Genomic DNA, 14,850 nt, shown 5'->3' with positions numbered 1-14,850 from the left:
AATTTATCTTTTTTCTATGAGGAATGGGGGACATAAGTCCTATTAAATGCATTTTGATAAGTACAAGCCCTTATTCCCCTTGCTTGAAGTGGTTTGTATTATTTTCAATCGAATCCGAACGGTGATACGTGCAAAAATTATTCATCCGCTCCGTCAAATCGGTTTGCAGTAATTGATTTCTGCATCTAAGACAATGTAATTTAAATAATGAATTCTTTCAGATCCATCACTATTTATAATTGTCCACGGATGTGAAATATCAATATCAACCAATGACAAGTATTGATGTTTTTCTTTACCCAAGAAGGCGAATGGGAATTGATTACTCGATTTCTCCATATGAGAACGGATAAATGAAATTACTCGTTCGTCAGTTCTTGCCTCTATGGAATCCAAATTTTCATAACCAAAACTTTTCAACTTCCTTTCAAGTGACTTGCTTGGTTCAAATATTCCGTAACTCGGACTTATTATAATCGTAATGATACTGTCCATCGTAGCACCTCTCTTTACTTCTTGTTAAGTAAGAGAAGCCACTTTTATCAGTGGCTTCCATGCATATTACTAATGTTTAGCTTGCTTTCTCGTCTCTTTTGTAAGTGAGAGCACCCTTTCCATATTGAGCAGAAAGGAAAGCTTCGTAATGTGCTTTTACAATCAAGACCAGACGTTTGAAGTCATCATCAGTAAAAGGCACTCGAATCTGTTTTTCTGGTCGATTGTTCACAAACTTCGGTATGATCAGTCCTTTTTCATTCTCTTCTCCAGGCCCGAGTTCTGCTACCATCAACCACGGCATGCTTTCTCCAGGTGTAATTTTCAAAAGACGAGCTTCAGATTTACCATCAGGGCGAGATTTGTCTTTTGCTGCCAATCTCGCAGCGGATGTTCCTCCTTGATCCATGTAAATTTCTTTTGCATAGACCTTGCGATCAATGCCTTTTTTCTTGTTATCTTCCTGTAATTTGAGAGCATCTTCCTTGGATTTTTTAGCTAAAGCAGTCAACCTACCACTAAGTAAATCGTTTGCTAACACAAGGAACTTGTCTGCACTAAAAAAAATGGAGATGTCTTTTTTAATCCGATTTCCTTTCTCTTGGGAAGCGTCGTATTCTTGGAAGTTGATTTGTATCTTTCCAATTCCAAAGGCGCTATTCATTACTTCCAAAAATACATTTTTGCCATCCAAGCGAATGATTTGTTCGGGGCTTTTTTTCTCATAATTTTTGCTCATAAGTATATTCTCCTCCTGCTTCGTTATATAAAATTCGGTATGTACTGTTATATGGGATTTGAATATCCTTAATTCCAGTTGATCGAATATCTGTAGAATATTGAATGACAAAGTGGCATTGTTCGTTTAATTAAATTATACAACGTAAATGATAAATCGTAAAATATAATTTACAAATTTTCAAAATGTAACATTGACTATAGTCAACGAAACTAATAATATAAGATAAGAGGAGTTGATAAAAAAAGAGAAAAGGTGAGCAAAATGAATTATGAAAGTGAGTTTCAGGAATTAATGATTCAAACACTAAGGAAGCAATATGGAATAGAGGATGACACTGTTTTGTACCACTATTTTGCATTGCGATTCTTCATTAGCAGACAAGGAAAGAACTTTGAGAAGAATCGTATCGCAAAAGAGATGGTGCTATTTTTGTGTGAGGAATTGAATCTTCCTAAGGAAGAAACGTTTATATATAAGGGTGAAACAATGAAGAAGGGAATTGCCTTAGAAAACTCTTTGCAAAACATCATGGAGAGCTGGAACTTTGAGAATTCTATTCGTTTTGTATCAGATGGGAAAGGCAATCATCTTTCAATGGATCAATATCTGATTGAACAACAACAAGCAATTATCCGATACGCTATCAATAAAGCAAAGTCATACAAAAAATCAAAAGAGTACGGTTGGTATTGGAAGCACCATGCACTTTGTTATTTAAATCGAGTTTACAATGTAACTACAGTGCAGCCGAATAAGATAGAAGGGGTTGTGTATCCAGACTCACATGATATGTGGATACGTACAATGGAACAAATAGGTGAAGCTTGGGTTCATGTAAGTGAATATCAACGGCAAGATACGAAAACAATAACGGAGCAGGATGTTGAAGACTATTTGTTTTCACGATTGAACTTGGTTGAGGAAGGAATGGTTTACATAGATCGTCAGTTTAGTATAACGGATGGTCGAATAGATATTTTGGCGCGAGATAAGAATGGAACCTATTGCATCATTGAGTTAAAAGTATCAGATGACAAGGAATTAGTGTGGCAGTGTTTGTATTATCCTACACAAATCAAAAAGAAGTTTGGTGTTTCAAAGGTAAGGATGATCACACTTGCCCCATCTTATTCGAACTCTTTATTGGTAACACTTGAACAGATAGGGTACGTGGAAATATTGTCCTTTGTTCCAAAAGTACGTTTAGGTAAAATCGAGGAACTTTCCATTCGCGAAGTTCCACACCAAAAAATCGCATAAAAAAGACACCTTATCTTTAACGATGGGTGTCTTTTTCATTGTAAGTCAGGTGGTATGTTTGTGTTAGCTGAAATCAGGATGCATTCCTAAGCTGATTAATAGTTTTTCATTGATACGTGCCATGAATTTTTGGTCGAGTGTAGATACTTTTCGAACCAAACGATCCTTATCCAAAGTTCGAATTTGCTCAAGTAAGATTACAGAATCATCTGGTAGTTGAGAGATTTCCTTTGGCAATTCTTCATGAACAGGTAAGTCAATTTTTTTGTAAATAGAAGTCAAAAATGCCACTATCGTGGTGGGACTAAATCTATTCCCAACATCATTTTGCAAGATCAATACAGGTCGAGTACCACTTTGCTCGGAGCCATAAGCATCAAAGATTTCGGCGAAATAAATTTCTCCACGCTTCACTTGTTTGACTTGTTTCTTTGCGGTGTTTGTTTCTATGCTTTTGTCTGTAGCTCGGTTCCAATGTTTCTTACGGTTGAATTGAGGAGACACTTTTTCGTCTCTAAAAAGGGGTCTACTATTCATTTGTTTCACCAAATTCATCATATACAGAATGTATAGATGCGACGCTCAAGAACATCGAAATGATCAATAAAAGGTAAACAAAGTTGGTTGAAAACCAGTATAATCCAGCAATAATCAATATTGCTGAAATACTGTTAGCAATCGTCATGTTACGAACGATTTTATAGTATTCTTTCCTGATTGACTCGGGGAAGATTTGAAAGTGTTTTTTCTTTTTGGCAATAGTAAGCAGAGAAAAAATCACAGAAAAACTGCTAAGCGCTAAGAGAAGTATCTTGCCAATTAAATCATAAGGCATATTCTCACCCTTTCTATATAATATTGTATTTACGTCCATAGCGGATACATTATATGCAACGTTATAAATATTATAGACTATAGACAACAGAAATTCTATACGTTTCATGTCGAACCCTAAATGATTTTAACCAATTAGTAAAATGCATAGGATTTGGCATTAAAAATATAAGCAATATGAAAAAAATTTATGAGGACTGCTTTTTTGTTGAGGAAAGTTTAATGAAAGGAAAGTCCACATCGAAAGGAGAGTGAAAGTGTGTCAAACGAGTCAAACGAAGTATATACAGGCGATTCGATCCTATTGTTAGAGGGATTGGAAGCTGTTCGTGTTCGACCTGGTATGTATATTGGGAGCACCAATTCTAAAGGACTTCACCATCTTGTCTGGGAGATTGTTGACAATAGTGTAGATGAAGCTTTAGCAGGATATTGCACCCGTATTGAAATTTACAAGAATAAAGATGGTTCCCTGACTGTCAAAGATAATGGGAGAGGTGTCCCTGTAGGAATTCAAAAACAAAAAGGGATTTCAGCTTGTCGAGTTGTCTACACAGAGTTACATGCAGGCGGGAAATTTAATAATCAGACATATAAAGCGGCAGGGGGATTGCATGGGGTTGGTGCCTCAGTTGTAAATGCCTTGTCAAAGTGGCTTACTGTTGAAGTATATCAGAATGGAAAAATATATCGTGATCAATATGAAAATGGAGGACATCCAACTATTGATCTTATTGATGGCTTGTTACCAGTAGTTGGGGAAACTACTGAAAGAGGAACGACGGTGACATTTATGCCTGATGACAGGATTCTGGAAACAGTAGAATTTAAGCCCGAAATAATTAAGAAACGTTTAAAAGAACTCGCATATCTGAACAAAGGATTGACTCTACTCTTCCATGATGAAACGACAAATGAAAGAGTAGAGTTCTATGAGAAAGATGGGATTGTAGGATTAATTCGAGACATTAATAGAGCCAAAGAGATTCTTCACAATGACATCATTTATGTTTCAGGAGAGTCAGGAGGTATTGGGGTTGAAATCGCTCTTCAATATACAAAAGAGTATTCGGAATCCATTCTCTCTTTTTGCAATAATATTAATACCGTTGAGGGCGGAACACATGTGAGTGGCTTCAAGTCAGCGTTAACACGAGTCGCTAATCAATATGCACGAGAATTGAATGTCTTAAAAGATAAGGATGATAATTTCGACGGGAAAGACGTTCGAAATGGAATTACAGCAATTATTCTTATCAAACATTCGAATCCTCAATATGAAGGACAGACAAAAACCAAGTTGACGAATACAAACGCGAGAGGAATAGTCGATGAAGTATTGGCGCAGGAATTAAAGCTGTATTTTGACCGAAATATCGATACCTTGAAAACTATCGTGGACAATGCCATGAAGTCATTAAAGCTTCGTAAAGTAGAAGAAAAAGCAAGAGAAGGATTTTTATCCAAAAGTTCCTCACTTACAGTCAACGGGAAGCTTGCAGCTTGTCAAAGTAGAAAACCAGAAGACTGCGAAATCTACATCGTAGAGGGGGATTCGGCTGGAGGGACAGCCAAACTCGCAAGAGATAGGAAGTTTCAAGCGATACTCCCTATTAAGGGTAAAATCTTAAACGTAGAAAAGAGCACCTTGGCGAAAATTATACAAAACACCGAGGTGGCATCACTAATTTCAGCATTAGGTTCAGGTTTTGGGGAAGGATTAGGTGATGATTTTGATATTACGAAAGTGAAATATCATAAAATCGTTATTTTAACGGATGCAGATGTTGATGGTAGTCATATACGAACGCTGCTATTAACCTTCTTCTATCGGTTTATGCCTGAACTGATTTATGAAGGATACATCTATATTGGGATGCCACCTCTTTACAAAGTCACCTACGGTAAAAATATCATCGAATACTTATTTGATGATCATGCTTTAAATGCATTCAAGAAAAAGATCGGCGGGAAAAAGTTTTCGTTGCAACGGTATAAAGGACTTGGAGAGATGAATGCCGATCAATTATGGGAAACAACAATGGATAAAAAAACGAGATGTTTAAAAAGAGTAACAATAGAGGATGCGATTGAAGCAAATGATATCACAAACATTCTTATGGGAAGCAAAGTTCCTCCCCGTCGAGAATTTATAACCCAAAATGCAAAGCATGCTACTGTGGATGCGTAATGATGACGAAAAACGCATAGAAAAAAGGACGAAGCAGGGGAGACTAAGCCTTGCTTCGTCCTTTTCATACAACAAAGAAAAAGAGAGGAGTATGTATAAATGTCAGCCGAACGAATAATTGATATTGAATATGCAAGTGAAATGAAGAATTCCTATCGTGATTACGCAACAAGTGTGATCAAGAGACGAGCATTGCCTGATGCAAGAGATGGGTTAAAGCCAGTTCATCGGCGAATATTGTTTACAATGGACGAAATTGGACTACATCCAGACAAGGCTCATCGTAAAAGTGCAAAAGTAGTCGGTGAGGTCATGTCGAAGTATCATCCACATGGCGACTCTGCTATTTATGAAACAATGGTGGGAATGACACAGGACTTTCGAATGTTGTTGCCATTAATTAATGGGCAGGGAAACTTTGGATCAATCGATGGGGATCCTGCGGCTGCGATGCGCTACACGGAATCAAAACTTTCAACGACAGCCTTAGAGATCCTGGAGAATTTAAATTTCGATGTAGTTGAGATGGTAGACAATTTTGATGGATATCATAAAGAACCTGTCGTTCTGCCTACGAAGTTTCCCAACCTTTTGGTAAATGGTGCAAGCGGTATTGCCGTTGGAATGGCAACGAGTATACCGTCACATAACGTGAATGAAGTAATAAACGCCATCGTTGAGTATATAAAGGATCCATCTGTAAGTGTGAAAAAATTAATGAAATATATGAAGGGACCTGATTTTCCTACGGGCGGAATTATCACAAATAAACAGGAGTTACTAAATATATATGAAAAGGGAAGTGGAAGTATCCGAGTTCGCGCAAAAATGGTAGAGGAAGTTGCTGGTCATGGGCGAACGAACTTGGTTATAACGGAAATTCCTATCACATATGCAGGAAGTAAATCCAGGTTGATTCAGAAAATCATTGATTTGATGAAAGATCGTAAGTTGGAAGAACTTTCTGATGTCCGTGATGAATCAGATAAGAATGGTATTCGAATTGTGTTGGAATTAAAGCGTGGCGTGGATATCCAAAATCTCAAGAATAAGCTTTTCAAGAAAACTCCATTAGAAGATACTTTTTCATGTAATTTTTTAGCCTTAGTAAATAATGAGCCAGTAACCCTCAGTTTAAGGGACATGATACATCACTTTGTTGAATTTCAACGAGAGATTACACTTCGGAAGCATACGCATTTGTTGAAGAAAGCAAGAGATCGTTGGGAAGTATTAGAAGGACAACTGAAAGCTATAGATGTAATTGATACGATCATTGAGGTATTGCGAGGAAGTCCTGACATAAATACAGTAAAATCCTGTCTAACAAAGGGGATAACAGACGGAATTCATTTCAAAACAAAACGATCCGAGAAAGAAGCGAAAAAGCTTGATTTTACGGAACTCCAAACCGAATCGATTCTCTCGATGGAACTTCAAAGATTAATACAATTAGAAGTTCACAAGGTTAACAAGGAGATGAAAGAAGTTAGAGCAAAGATCGAGAAATCGGAAGGAATTCTGAAAAAAGAGGCGATGCTTGTTTCGGAGATTACAAGTTATTTGAATGAAATCAAGAAAACGCATGGAACATTAAGAAAGACCTCAATCGAAGAAATAGAAGCGGCAATATATATCGAAGAAGTAAAAGAAGAAGAGTTGCATGTCTTAATTGATCGTTTTGGATACATTAAAACAATCGATTTCGCAAGTTTTAAACGAATTGGGGAAGAGACAGTTAAGGAGTTTTCTTTCGTATTTCCCGTCTTGAATACAGAAAAGATTTTCTTCTTTACAAACAAGGGAAACTTTGGTCAAGTAAAAGCCTTGGATATCCCCAAAGGAAAGGTCAAAGACAAAGGGGTGCCATTGGATACGATTAAGAAGATGGAAAAAAACGAATCGCTTGTATGGGTTGGAAATGAAAAAGATATTTTCAATAAGAACTTGTTGTTTGTAACCAGGGCAGGATTAATAAAGATTGTGGATGGAATAGAGTATCAAACCAATCGCAATTTGATTTCTGCAATAAGATTGAATGAATCTGATGAGTTAATGGCAGTTCAAACGGTTGATGACCTCGAAAATGATTTAGTTGTCCTACTCACGAAACACGAGTATGCCATCAAGTATGACGTGAAAAATGTGCCGCTTCAAAAGAAAAATGGAAAAGGTGTAAGCGGAATAGAATTGGTTGGTGAAGATGAAATTGTTGATGTTATTGTTATCAAAAACGCAGAAAAGTGTGTTCGCTCTTTTAATGATAAAGAAATTCAACTTAAAAAAATTCCATTAAAGAAACGAGGTCAGAAAGGCACACAGCTTTCTATATTACAAAGATAACCAAAAAAGGCTGCTCCGTCGGGGCAGTCTTTTTGTGATGACTTTTCGCCATAGGCACCAAATTCATAATCGTTGACTATATGCAATAAAACATATAGAATCAAAATACGGTTACTTTAGGGAGGGACAAGCGTGACGTTTACAATAAAAAGTAAATCTTCTTTTTCAGATTTCTTTGATTTTCTTAAAAAGAATGGATATGAACCAAAAAAAGTTAGTGAGGTAGAAATGGTGGTAGATGTAGAAGAGGATCTATCATCTGGTTTTGAATCTGTTATAGCCGTATATATCTCCTATCTTTTATTTGTGAAAACAGTAAAAGAATCACTTGATTTACTTCCATTAGATAAAGTGTCAAAAACTCGTTTTTTGAATGATGCGCTTCGCTATTATCACTCAACGCCGTATTGGAGCGATTTAACACTGATTCTCGTATCGGATTATCTCCGTAACTCAAAAACATTCAACTTGGATAGTTTCAGTTTGTTTAACATGAGGGGTTTTAAGGCAGAAATTCAGCAGTATGTCAAAAACATTTTGTCAGTTGAGGAAGTAGATCGAACAAAAGAAGATGAGTCAACAAATGGCATACAAGAAATTTATGCAAAAGCTCGCGAAGCTCTTTCTGTGAATAATGTTGATGTCTCAAAATATGAAATCGTGCACATGAGGGGGAAAGATGACAGACTCCTCTTTCAAACGAACAATGGCATTGCAGTTGATTTTGAACACCTAACAATGCTACTGAATGGATTGTTTGAGATTGAAATTCATGGTGTAACTGAGCCTTGGCAGAAGGACATTATGCTATTACCGTCCATCCTGATGATTCTTCCTGTTAAGAAACTAATTGTCCATAGAAACGTAAATGCGGGACTCATTGAAAATATTGAGCGATTAAGAATAATGCTTCCGCAAGATCGGTCAATAGCTGTGGAATATTGCAATGGCTGTGATCGTTGTGATGAATGAGACACGAAAATCTATTATAGGAATAGGAATTGACCAAGGAATTGCCGATTGTGGATTCTCAGTTGTGAAGCTAACTGAACACGGTGAACTTATTGTTTTGAAATCAGGGATTATCAAGACAAGCAGTGAGAGTCCGTTGCCACAACGAATGACTCTTCTATATAGTCTGTTAATGGATCTTGTTGAGACATACAAACCAGACATTATTGGGTGTGAAAAACTGTTCTTTAATCCCAGACAAAAAGCATCTTCGGACGGAAAAAAAGGTCGAAATAAGTCAGCGTCTATTGTTATGACAAATATGGCAACAGGTATCATCAATCTGATTGCTGGTCGCAAGCAGGTTCAACTCCAAGAATTTGTCCCAGGAACAGTGAAGAAGTATGTTGCTGGAAGCGGAAGAGCTGACAAGGATGCTGTGATTGCCGCTGTTAGACATCTCTTACAACGAGAAAATTTAAAAGAACACGAAGCAGATGCAACTGCAATTGGTATTACGGCTGTTAAATTTTATCGGGACATGCAAGGACAGATGCCAGCTAAAAAATCCAAAAAGAGAAAGATGAAAGGAGTGAAAGAATAGTGAGCAATAAGAAGAAAACAGCCACGATTGCGGGAGTAGGGGTTGCGGTTGTCGCTTTGCTGTCGGTAGGTTTTTATTTCATGAATCAATCAGATAATAACCTTGATCCAAAGACTCAACTTGAGAAACCTAAAATTGCGGCGCATGCGTTGTCTTATACGACCAATGGTGTTGTTTCTTTATATGATTTGAAAGATGGTAAATTTATGGGCGACTTCGATCTTAAAACCTTGAGTAAAAAGACAGAAGAAGTAGTTGAGGTTTCAATTCCCAAACCCACAACTCTTCCTGCACCTAAACCAAATCCATCACCCAGCATAGAGACATACAAAGATTTCATTAAGGTACCGATTTCTATCAAGAAAGGGCAAAATGCTTGGCGGATTCAATCTTCTTTAACACCGAACAGAAACACGTCAACGATGTTGAAACTCGTGATGGAAGTAAATAATCGTAGTAGCCTTCACCCTATATATCCTGGAGAGAAAATCACCTTTTTGAAAGAAAAGGATCCAAATCAATTGGTAGAAAAGAAGCAAGTAGAACCTAATAATCCAGTAGTCGAAGAAAAATCCAATGTTGTTGTTAAGAAAACGGTAAAGGTGATCAACAGCAATCCCAAATATCTTTACTTTAATGACATCGAGGGAAAAGCGTTGTATGCGTATAGCGATTTTGATAAAGAGGTATACACAATTACAGAAGCACAAGGGAAAATAGAAGTGAAAGAGATTTTGCAGAATGCTCAATTCGTATTAGCCGATGACATGCTCGTTACGAAAGATCGATTATTATTTACGGAGAAGGGGACAAATAAACTTCAAATCGTCGATATCAAAGACGCTAAAAAGGTAGAAATGGTAGAGCTTGAGGGTGATCCTACCCATCTATCAGTACAGGGGGATTCCTTGTTTTATACATTTGGCAAGCGCCTTGGAAAACTCAGCTTATCGAATGGTGAAAGAACAAGTGTTCTATTGGGCGATGAGAGTCTGAATCTCATCAGTTTAGAGGATAAATTGTACATTCTCAATGGATATGGAAAGCAAACAACAAACTCCTTGCTCATGAAAGTAAATCCATCTGACTTGAATGTAGATGACCTGCTGGAATTGAAAACGGATGAATCTGCCATTCTGTCAAAAGGTGAGACAGATGAATTGTATGTAGGACGAGTGACAAAAGAAAAAGATCTTACCGGGAAAGTAATGAAAGAGAATAGGATTACTCCTATTAATCTAAAGACGCTTACAATGGAGAAATCAGAGTGGTCAATGCCATTTGTACGTGACTCATTAGGATATGAATCCTATCTGTACATGCTTCAAGATGGAAAGCTGAATGTATACGCGATCAATGACGCAAAGCCCGGACAATCGATTGAAGTTAAAGGTGAACATTTTACGATCCTACCATAAAAGCAGTAGGGAGGCTCTCGCACAAGTTTTGCGGGAGCTTCTTTCATAGACTTATAGGAAATTTCAATTGGTTTAAACGTTAAAAAATATAGTTTGAACAGGAAGGGGTGATTGATTTGGAAACAAAGCTGAGAGAGTATTTAGATTCAGGCAATTATTTGCCTAATTTCATGAAAGATTTTCATGACCAAAAGACTCTTCTCAAAAGGTTAAATAGGATGGTTGAAAACCGAGATGATGAAGAGACAAAGCAAATCAATTGGGTTTCTGCCCAAGTATATACGATAGATATCTTTCTTTGGTATATGGCGGCACATGGATATACATTACAAAAGAGCAGAAAGGATGTTCCCTTCTATGATATAAACCATGATTTGAGTGAATTTGAAAAGAAGCAACGTGAGGAAAGTGTGAGTGTGCTAAAACAAATAATGGATCAAATTTGAGCACGAAAATCTGAATGATAATAAAAGACAGTCTACAACAATAACAAGCAAAAAGAAGAAAGAGGGGATGAGATATATGACAACGAATAATCATCAAGAGGTCGAATATGTATTAGGCCAAGCTCCTAATCATATTGAGCAAACGGATATTTTGCCTTATTTTGTATATGCGTATGAGTTGTCTTGGACGTTGCCTATGTTTATTGACAAAAAGGATCGTATGATATCCTATCTTCAAACAGAGGTAGAAAATGAATCGATTGATATTGACAAACTATCGAATGAAAAAAGATGGTGGCTTTACAGTTTGATAACGATGAGAGAAATTGCTAAATATCATGAGGTTGAATTTGCGCAACAAACCATTCAGCATGTGATCAGTCGGATTCAATTCATTCCACAGGACTATTTACTTCGTTACGCTAACATTATTCAGTATGTTATGCTACGTGAACTTCCTGATGTATTGGTAATTAGACCATTGGAGTTTCAAGCTGTAAAAAGCGAGATTGCGAACACAGATGAATCGGTTCAGTTCATTTTAGGAAAGAAAGACGCCCTGATTAAAGTGATTAAGAAGCATCTCATTCAGAGAGATCTGCAAAAGGAATATTTTGATGGTATGTTGATGAAGGATCGCAGCATCATGCGTAAATTTTCTAACATGTGGAATGCCTACTTTGAAGTATTTATGCACTCTTTCATAGCCACATATGATTACAGTCTATCTCCAGAAAATATGAATGTGGAAGAGTTGGATAAAGCAATTAGTGATATAGTACTGATATTCTTAGTTACTTCAATAGAAAATAAAGAAAAAATTGATGATTTACATGTAGAATTATATGAGATTATGAAAGATATTGCTGAACTTAGTCGTAATTAATGTGAAATAGATTGTAAGAGTGATTGAAGTAATTTTAAGACGTGGAATAATAAGAGTAAAAGTAGAGAACCTGGTTATCCCAGGTTCTCTTTTTTGTTTTGATTGTCATTTTCTTTCGGATTTTCGATTCGATCATAGAATACTTCTAAAAATTTCCACTTAACGTCAGACATTACTTCCTGGACGAGTTTTAGTTGCTCATGGAGTTTGTCAGTATTTTTTAACTTCATAATTTGATGAACGAAGCTTTTAATCATGAGTGAAATGGATCGAACAACTTCATTTTCAGTAAGATTTGAGGACATCCAAACTACCTCAACGCTTAATTCTTCTTCTACGTCATCCATCATCGCCAAGAAAAAACTGTCAAAATTTGATTGAAGTGAAATTCCTTCTTTGTCCATGATCGTAAGTTCGAAACTACCGTGTTTTGTTGTCAGATCACCTGTGTATGCAGAATCTTGAAATGTAAGGATTGCATGATTCTCAATAGCAGCAAAAAGAGTATTTGCGAAAATCAGTTTATCTTGTACTGTTTCTTTGGGATAATTTGCTTCAAACACAATATTATTCACAATGGAAGCAATTCCGCTATGAACACTACTTGCAGTCATAAACCCGTACATTCCTGTTTGGAAAATTGTTCTTTCGTCTCCTTGATATAATCCAACAAAAATACACGAAGATGCTTTTTTGTGTATCAATTCTCGTCCTTGTTTTTTAATTATAATCGTAATGTTCTCTTTGTTTTCCATTCAACATACTCCTTTTCAAGTGTATTATCGCACGATACTCCAACTTTTGATAACCATGTATTGTAGTGAAGAAAAGGACAGGTTAATATCCTGCCCTAAGAATTTTTTAAATCGGTGTCATATTGAATTCAAGTGAATCGTATGCCTGTACATTCCAATACAAATTTGGAATCTGAGGGTCTTCTCCTTTGAGTAATTGAATTGCCCAATAGAGCATATTCGCACCTGTTGCTCCTGATTTATACATGCCGCCAGAGAAGCGCGTATTAATTTCGACCAGGTAGGGTAAACCCTTATGGTATTTGGTTTGGATATTGAAGAGAAAACTAAGTTTATACCTCTTTGTAATTTTCTCCGCAATCTCGATCAGTTCTTCTCGGTATTCTATATTTTGACGGTAATGATCTACTTTTCGGCGAGGAATTGCTACAAGTAATTCTCCATCTTTTGCTAAACAATCTATGCTATATTCCTCGTCCTCCATGAATTCACTCATCATGAATGGAGAAACGGAACCTTCCGTTTGGAGCACTCGTTCCAATCTTGTTTTGGATAAGGCTGTTGAAGAAGAGAGGAAGGCTTCTTCTGTTTCATTCATCTCAAGAATCCGCTTAAATCCCTCGCCACCAATTCCACTGATGGGTTTCAGACAAGCTTTCGAGCCCTTTGACAAAATGCTTTCATAAGCATGCTTAAAATCATCGATTGTGCGAACAACGTGGGCATCAGGAATCGCAACAATTCCAGTTAAAGCTAAGTCTTCATAAGTTTTAACCTTGTTGTCGAGTAACTGATAAATTTCTGGTGTTGCAACAAACATGGGCTTAACACCTATTTTGTGAAGTCCCTTCGCATCTTCTGCTAACCGAGTTGCCCGATGACGTGGGATAAACATTTCAATATCATGCTTCATGCAATTATGCATGATGTAATGAAGGTATTCATCTTCGGAACATGTTGGTTCGATTTCATAGTGTTCAGTGTGTCTTTGTAAGTAATGGTTTGGTTGTGAGTGTGAAATAATGATGTTGAATGTATCTTTGTTTGGATTGTTTTTCATTTGTTCGATAAGTTTTGACGTTGTTGTAAAGCAGCGATTGAAATAGATGCGATGTTGAGCCATTTCATTGCCCCCTAAAGATTTCTACCTTACATTCTACATTTTACATTGAATATAGTCAATGATACTACTCTTGTTTACTATGTATGTAGATTGACAGCAAAGGCAATGGTACATATAATATTGACTATAAACAATTTAATTTGCATAGCATAGTTTTGAGTAATAGGTCTACTAAATTTCGACTATCATAAAACAGGTTTCGAAAAATTAGGCATTTTACTTAAAATTTTTATTTAAGGGAGGCTGTACTTATATGTACACAATCGAAAATGTTGTAAGAGAAATTAAGGGTGAAAAGAAAGAGGTTCGAGTGCTTTTTGGAACAGGGCTTCTGTCTAACAATCCTCCTGAAGTTCAAGAAGTTGGTCAAAACGGAGCGAAAGTTTTACGAGGAAACAAAGATCATCCGTTTGCTCTTGCGTTTCCTGACCCATCTCTTGGAAAAGATGAACATGGACGAACAAAACTCAAGTTTTTCAATGTAGAAGCGTGGGCGAAGAATGCTGATAACTTGCATCAACTTGGTTACAAATGGCAACCAATTGAGGTTGTGGCTCGTGTTGAAAAACAGACGTACAACGGTAATGAGTATGAAATGCTCGTTATTGAGCGATTCGAAGTGAAAAAGTATAAGCCAAGAGATGGCGAAGCTTCTGGAGCTTCTAATACTGGTCAACCAGATAGTGGTCAATCTGGAGCTGATCAATCTGGTGAGAGTGGAGGGGATTCAGATCCTTTTACTGTTGGTCGTCCAATCAATATTAGTGACGATGATATCCCGTTCTAATTCGGGGTTTGACCA

The 14,850-nt window shown here is 36.8% G+C and carries 14 protein-coding genes; 9 read left to right on the top strand and 5 right to left on the bottom strand.

Annotated elements, in window-relative coordinates; all coding sequences use genetic code 11:
* Positions 1 to 153 precede the first annotated feature (153 nt).
* Both ACFVS2_RS21370 and ACFVS2_RS21365 read right to left on the bottom strand, forming a co-directional pair.
* Positions 154 to 495, bottom strand: coding sequence for a hypothetical protein (locus ACFVS2_RS21370; protein ID WP_390237407.1), 342 nt, complete (start codon positions 493 to 495; stop codon positions 154 to 156).
* 76 nt (positions 496 to 571) lie between these two features.
* On the bottom strand, positions 572 to 1,345 hold the full coding sequence (locus ACFVS2_RS21365) for a hypothetical protein (RefSeq protein ID WP_390237404.1): 774 nt from the start codon (positions 1,343 to 1,345) through the stop codon (positions 572 to 574).
* A 153-nt stretch (positions 1,346 to 1,498) separates the two neighbouring features.
* On the opposite strand from ACFVS2_RS21365, the gene ACFVS2_RS21360 reads away from it, so the two are divergent.
* Positions 1,499 to 2,497: an endonuclease NucS domain-containing protein gene (locus tag ACFVS2_RS21360; RefSeq protein WP_390237402.1), complete on the top strand. Its 999-nt coding sequence runs from the start codon at positions 1,499 to 1,501 to the stop codon at positions 2,495 to 2,497.
* Between the two features lie 63 nt (positions 2,498 to 2,560).
* On the opposite strand, the gene ACFVS2_RS21355 is transcribed toward ACFVS2_RS21360, so the two are convergent.
* Positions 2,561 to 2,911, bottom strand: a complete 351-nt coding sequence (locus ACFVS2_RS21355; protein ID WP_390237813.1) for a type II toxin-antitoxin system PemK/MazF family toxin — start codon at positions 2,909 to 2,911, stop codon at positions 2,561 to 2,563.
* Positions 2,912 to 3,590: 679 nt separating this feature from the next.
* On the opposite strand from ACFVS2_RS21355, the gene ACFVS2_RS21350 reads away from it, so the two are divergent.
* The 7 genes from ACFVS2_RS21350 (at position 3,591) to ACFVS2_RS21320 (ending at position 12,170) form a co-directional block, all read left to right on the top strand.
* Positions 3,591 to 5,522 carry a DNA gyrase/topoisomerase IV subunit B gene (locus ACFVS2_RS21350; protein ID WP_390237400.1) on the top strand — a complete coding sequence of 644 codons (1,932 nt, stop codon included), beginning with the start codon at positions 3,591 to 3,593 and terminating at the stop codon, positions 5,520 to 5,522.
* 99 nt (positions 5,523 to 5,621) lie between these two features.
* Complete coding sequence (locus ACFVS2_RS21345; protein WP_390237398.1) at positions 5,622 to 7,865, top strand: DNA gyrase/topoisomerase IV subunit A; 2,244 nt, start codon at positions 5,622 to 5,624, stop codon at positions 7,863 to 7,865.
* Between the two features lie 132 nt (positions 7,866 to 7,997).
* The gene (locus ACFVS2_RS21340) at positions 7,998 to 8,837 is read left to right on the top strand and encodes a hypothetical protein (protein ID WP_390237397.1); all 840 of its coding nucleotides are present in this window, start codon (positions 7,998 to 8,000) and stop codon (positions 8,835 to 8,837) included.
* A complete protein-coding gene (locus ACFVS2_RS21335; RefSeq protein ID WP_390237395.1) occupies positions 8,812 to 9,420 on the top strand; it encodes a crossover junction endodeoxyribonuclease RuvC in 609 nt (202 codons plus the stop codon). Before ACFVS2_RS21340 ends, ACFVS2_RS21335 begins: the two co-directional genes overlap by 26 nt.
* Positions 9,420 to 10,838: a hypothetical protein gene (locus ACFVS2_RS21330; RefSeq protein WP_390237392.1), complete on the top strand. Its 1,419-nt coding sequence runs from the start codon at positions 9,420 to 9,422 to the stop codon at positions 10,836 to 10,838. Before ACFVS2_RS21335 ends, ACFVS2_RS21330 begins: the two co-directional genes overlap by 1 nt.
* A gap of 116 nt (positions 10,839 to 10,954) precedes the next feature.
* The gene (locus ACFVS2_RS21325) at positions 10,955 to 11,284 is read left to right on the top strand and encodes a hypothetical protein (protein ID WP_390237389.1); all 330 of its coding nucleotides are present in this window, start codon (positions 10,955 to 10,957) and stop codon (positions 11,282 to 11,284) included.
* Positions 11,285 to 11,360: 76 nt separating this feature from the next.
* Positions 11,361 to 12,170: a hypothetical protein gene (locus ACFVS2_RS21320; RefSeq protein ID WP_390237386.1), complete on the top strand. Its 810-nt coding sequence runs from the start codon at positions 11,361 to 11,363 to the stop codon at positions 12,168 to 12,170.
* A 74-nt stretch (positions 12,171 to 12,244) separates the two neighbouring features.
* Here the strand turns inward: ACFVS2_RS21320 and ACFVS2_RS21315 are convergent, their stop codons facing one another.
* Together ACFVS2_RS21315 and ACFVS2_RS21310 are read right to left on the bottom strand one after the other, a co-directional pair.
* Entirely contained in the window at positions 12,245 to 12,925 is a 681-nt protein-coding gene (locus tag ACFVS2_RS21315) for a hypothetical protein (RefSeq protein WP_390237383.1), read from the bottom strand.
* A gap of 106 nt (positions 12,926 to 13,031) precedes the next feature.
* A complete protein-coding gene (locus ACFVS2_RS21310; RefSeq protein WP_390237381.1) occupies positions 13,032 to 14,048 on the bottom strand; it encodes an ATP-grasp domain-containing protein in 1,017 nt (338 codons plus the stop codon).
* Positions 14,049 to 14,301: 253 nt separating this feature from the next.
* Between ACFVS2_RS21310 and ACFVS2_RS21305 the strand changes: the two genes are divergently transcribed.
* Positions 14,302 to 14,835: a single stranded DNA-binding domain-containing protein gene (locus ACFVS2_RS21305; protein WP_390237378.1), complete on the top strand. Its 534-nt coding sequence runs from the start codon at positions 14,302 to 14,304 to the stop codon at positions 14,833 to 14,835.
* Positions 14,836 to 14,850: the final 15 nt, after the last annotated feature.

The organism is Brevibacillus sp. NPDC058079, assembly GCF_042885155.1.
GTDB lineage: Bacteria > Bacillota > Bacilli > Brevibacillales > Brevibacillaceae > Brevibacillus.
The sequence above is the reverse complement of the archived record's forward strand: the minus strand, read 5'-3'. Positions and strand labels throughout refer to the sequence as shown.

What these genes read in the sequence shown, in the direction of transcription:
- ACFVS2_RS21370 (WP_390237407.1), bottom strand. Translation starts at nt 495, where the DNA reads ATGGACAGTATCATTACGATTATAATAAGTCCGAGTTACGGAATATTT.
- ACFVS2_RS21360 (WP_390237402.1), top strand. Translation starts at nt 1,499, where the DNA reads ATGAATTATGAAAGTGAGTTTCAGGAATTAATGATTCAAACACTAAGG.
- ACFVS2_RS21345 (WP_390237398.1), top strand. Translation starts at nt 5,622, where the DNA reads ATGTCAGCCGAACGAATAATTGATATTGAATATGCAAGTGAAATGAAG.
- ACFVS2_RS21335 (WP_390237395.1), top strand. Translation starts at nt 8,812, where the DNA reads ATGGCTGTGATCGTTGTGATGAATGAGACACGAAAATCTATTATAGGA.
- ACFVS2_RS21320 (WP_390237386.1), top strand. Translation starts at nt 11,361, where the DNA reads ATGACAACGAATAATCATCAAGAGGTCGAATATGTATTAGGCCAAGCT.
- ACFVS2_RS21315 (WP_390237383.1), bottom strand. Translation starts at nt 12,925, where the DNA reads ATGGAAAACAAAGAGAACATTACGATTATAATTAAAAAACAAGGACGA.
- ACFVS2_RS21310 (WP_390237381.1), bottom strand. Translation starts at nt 14,048, where the DNA reads ATGGCTCAACATCGCATCTATTTCAATCGCTGCTTTACAACAACGTCA.
- ACFVS2_RS21305 (WP_390237378.1), top strand. Translation starts at nt 14,302, where the DNA reads ATGTACACAATCGAAAATGTTGTAAGAGAAATTAAGGGTGAAAAGAAA.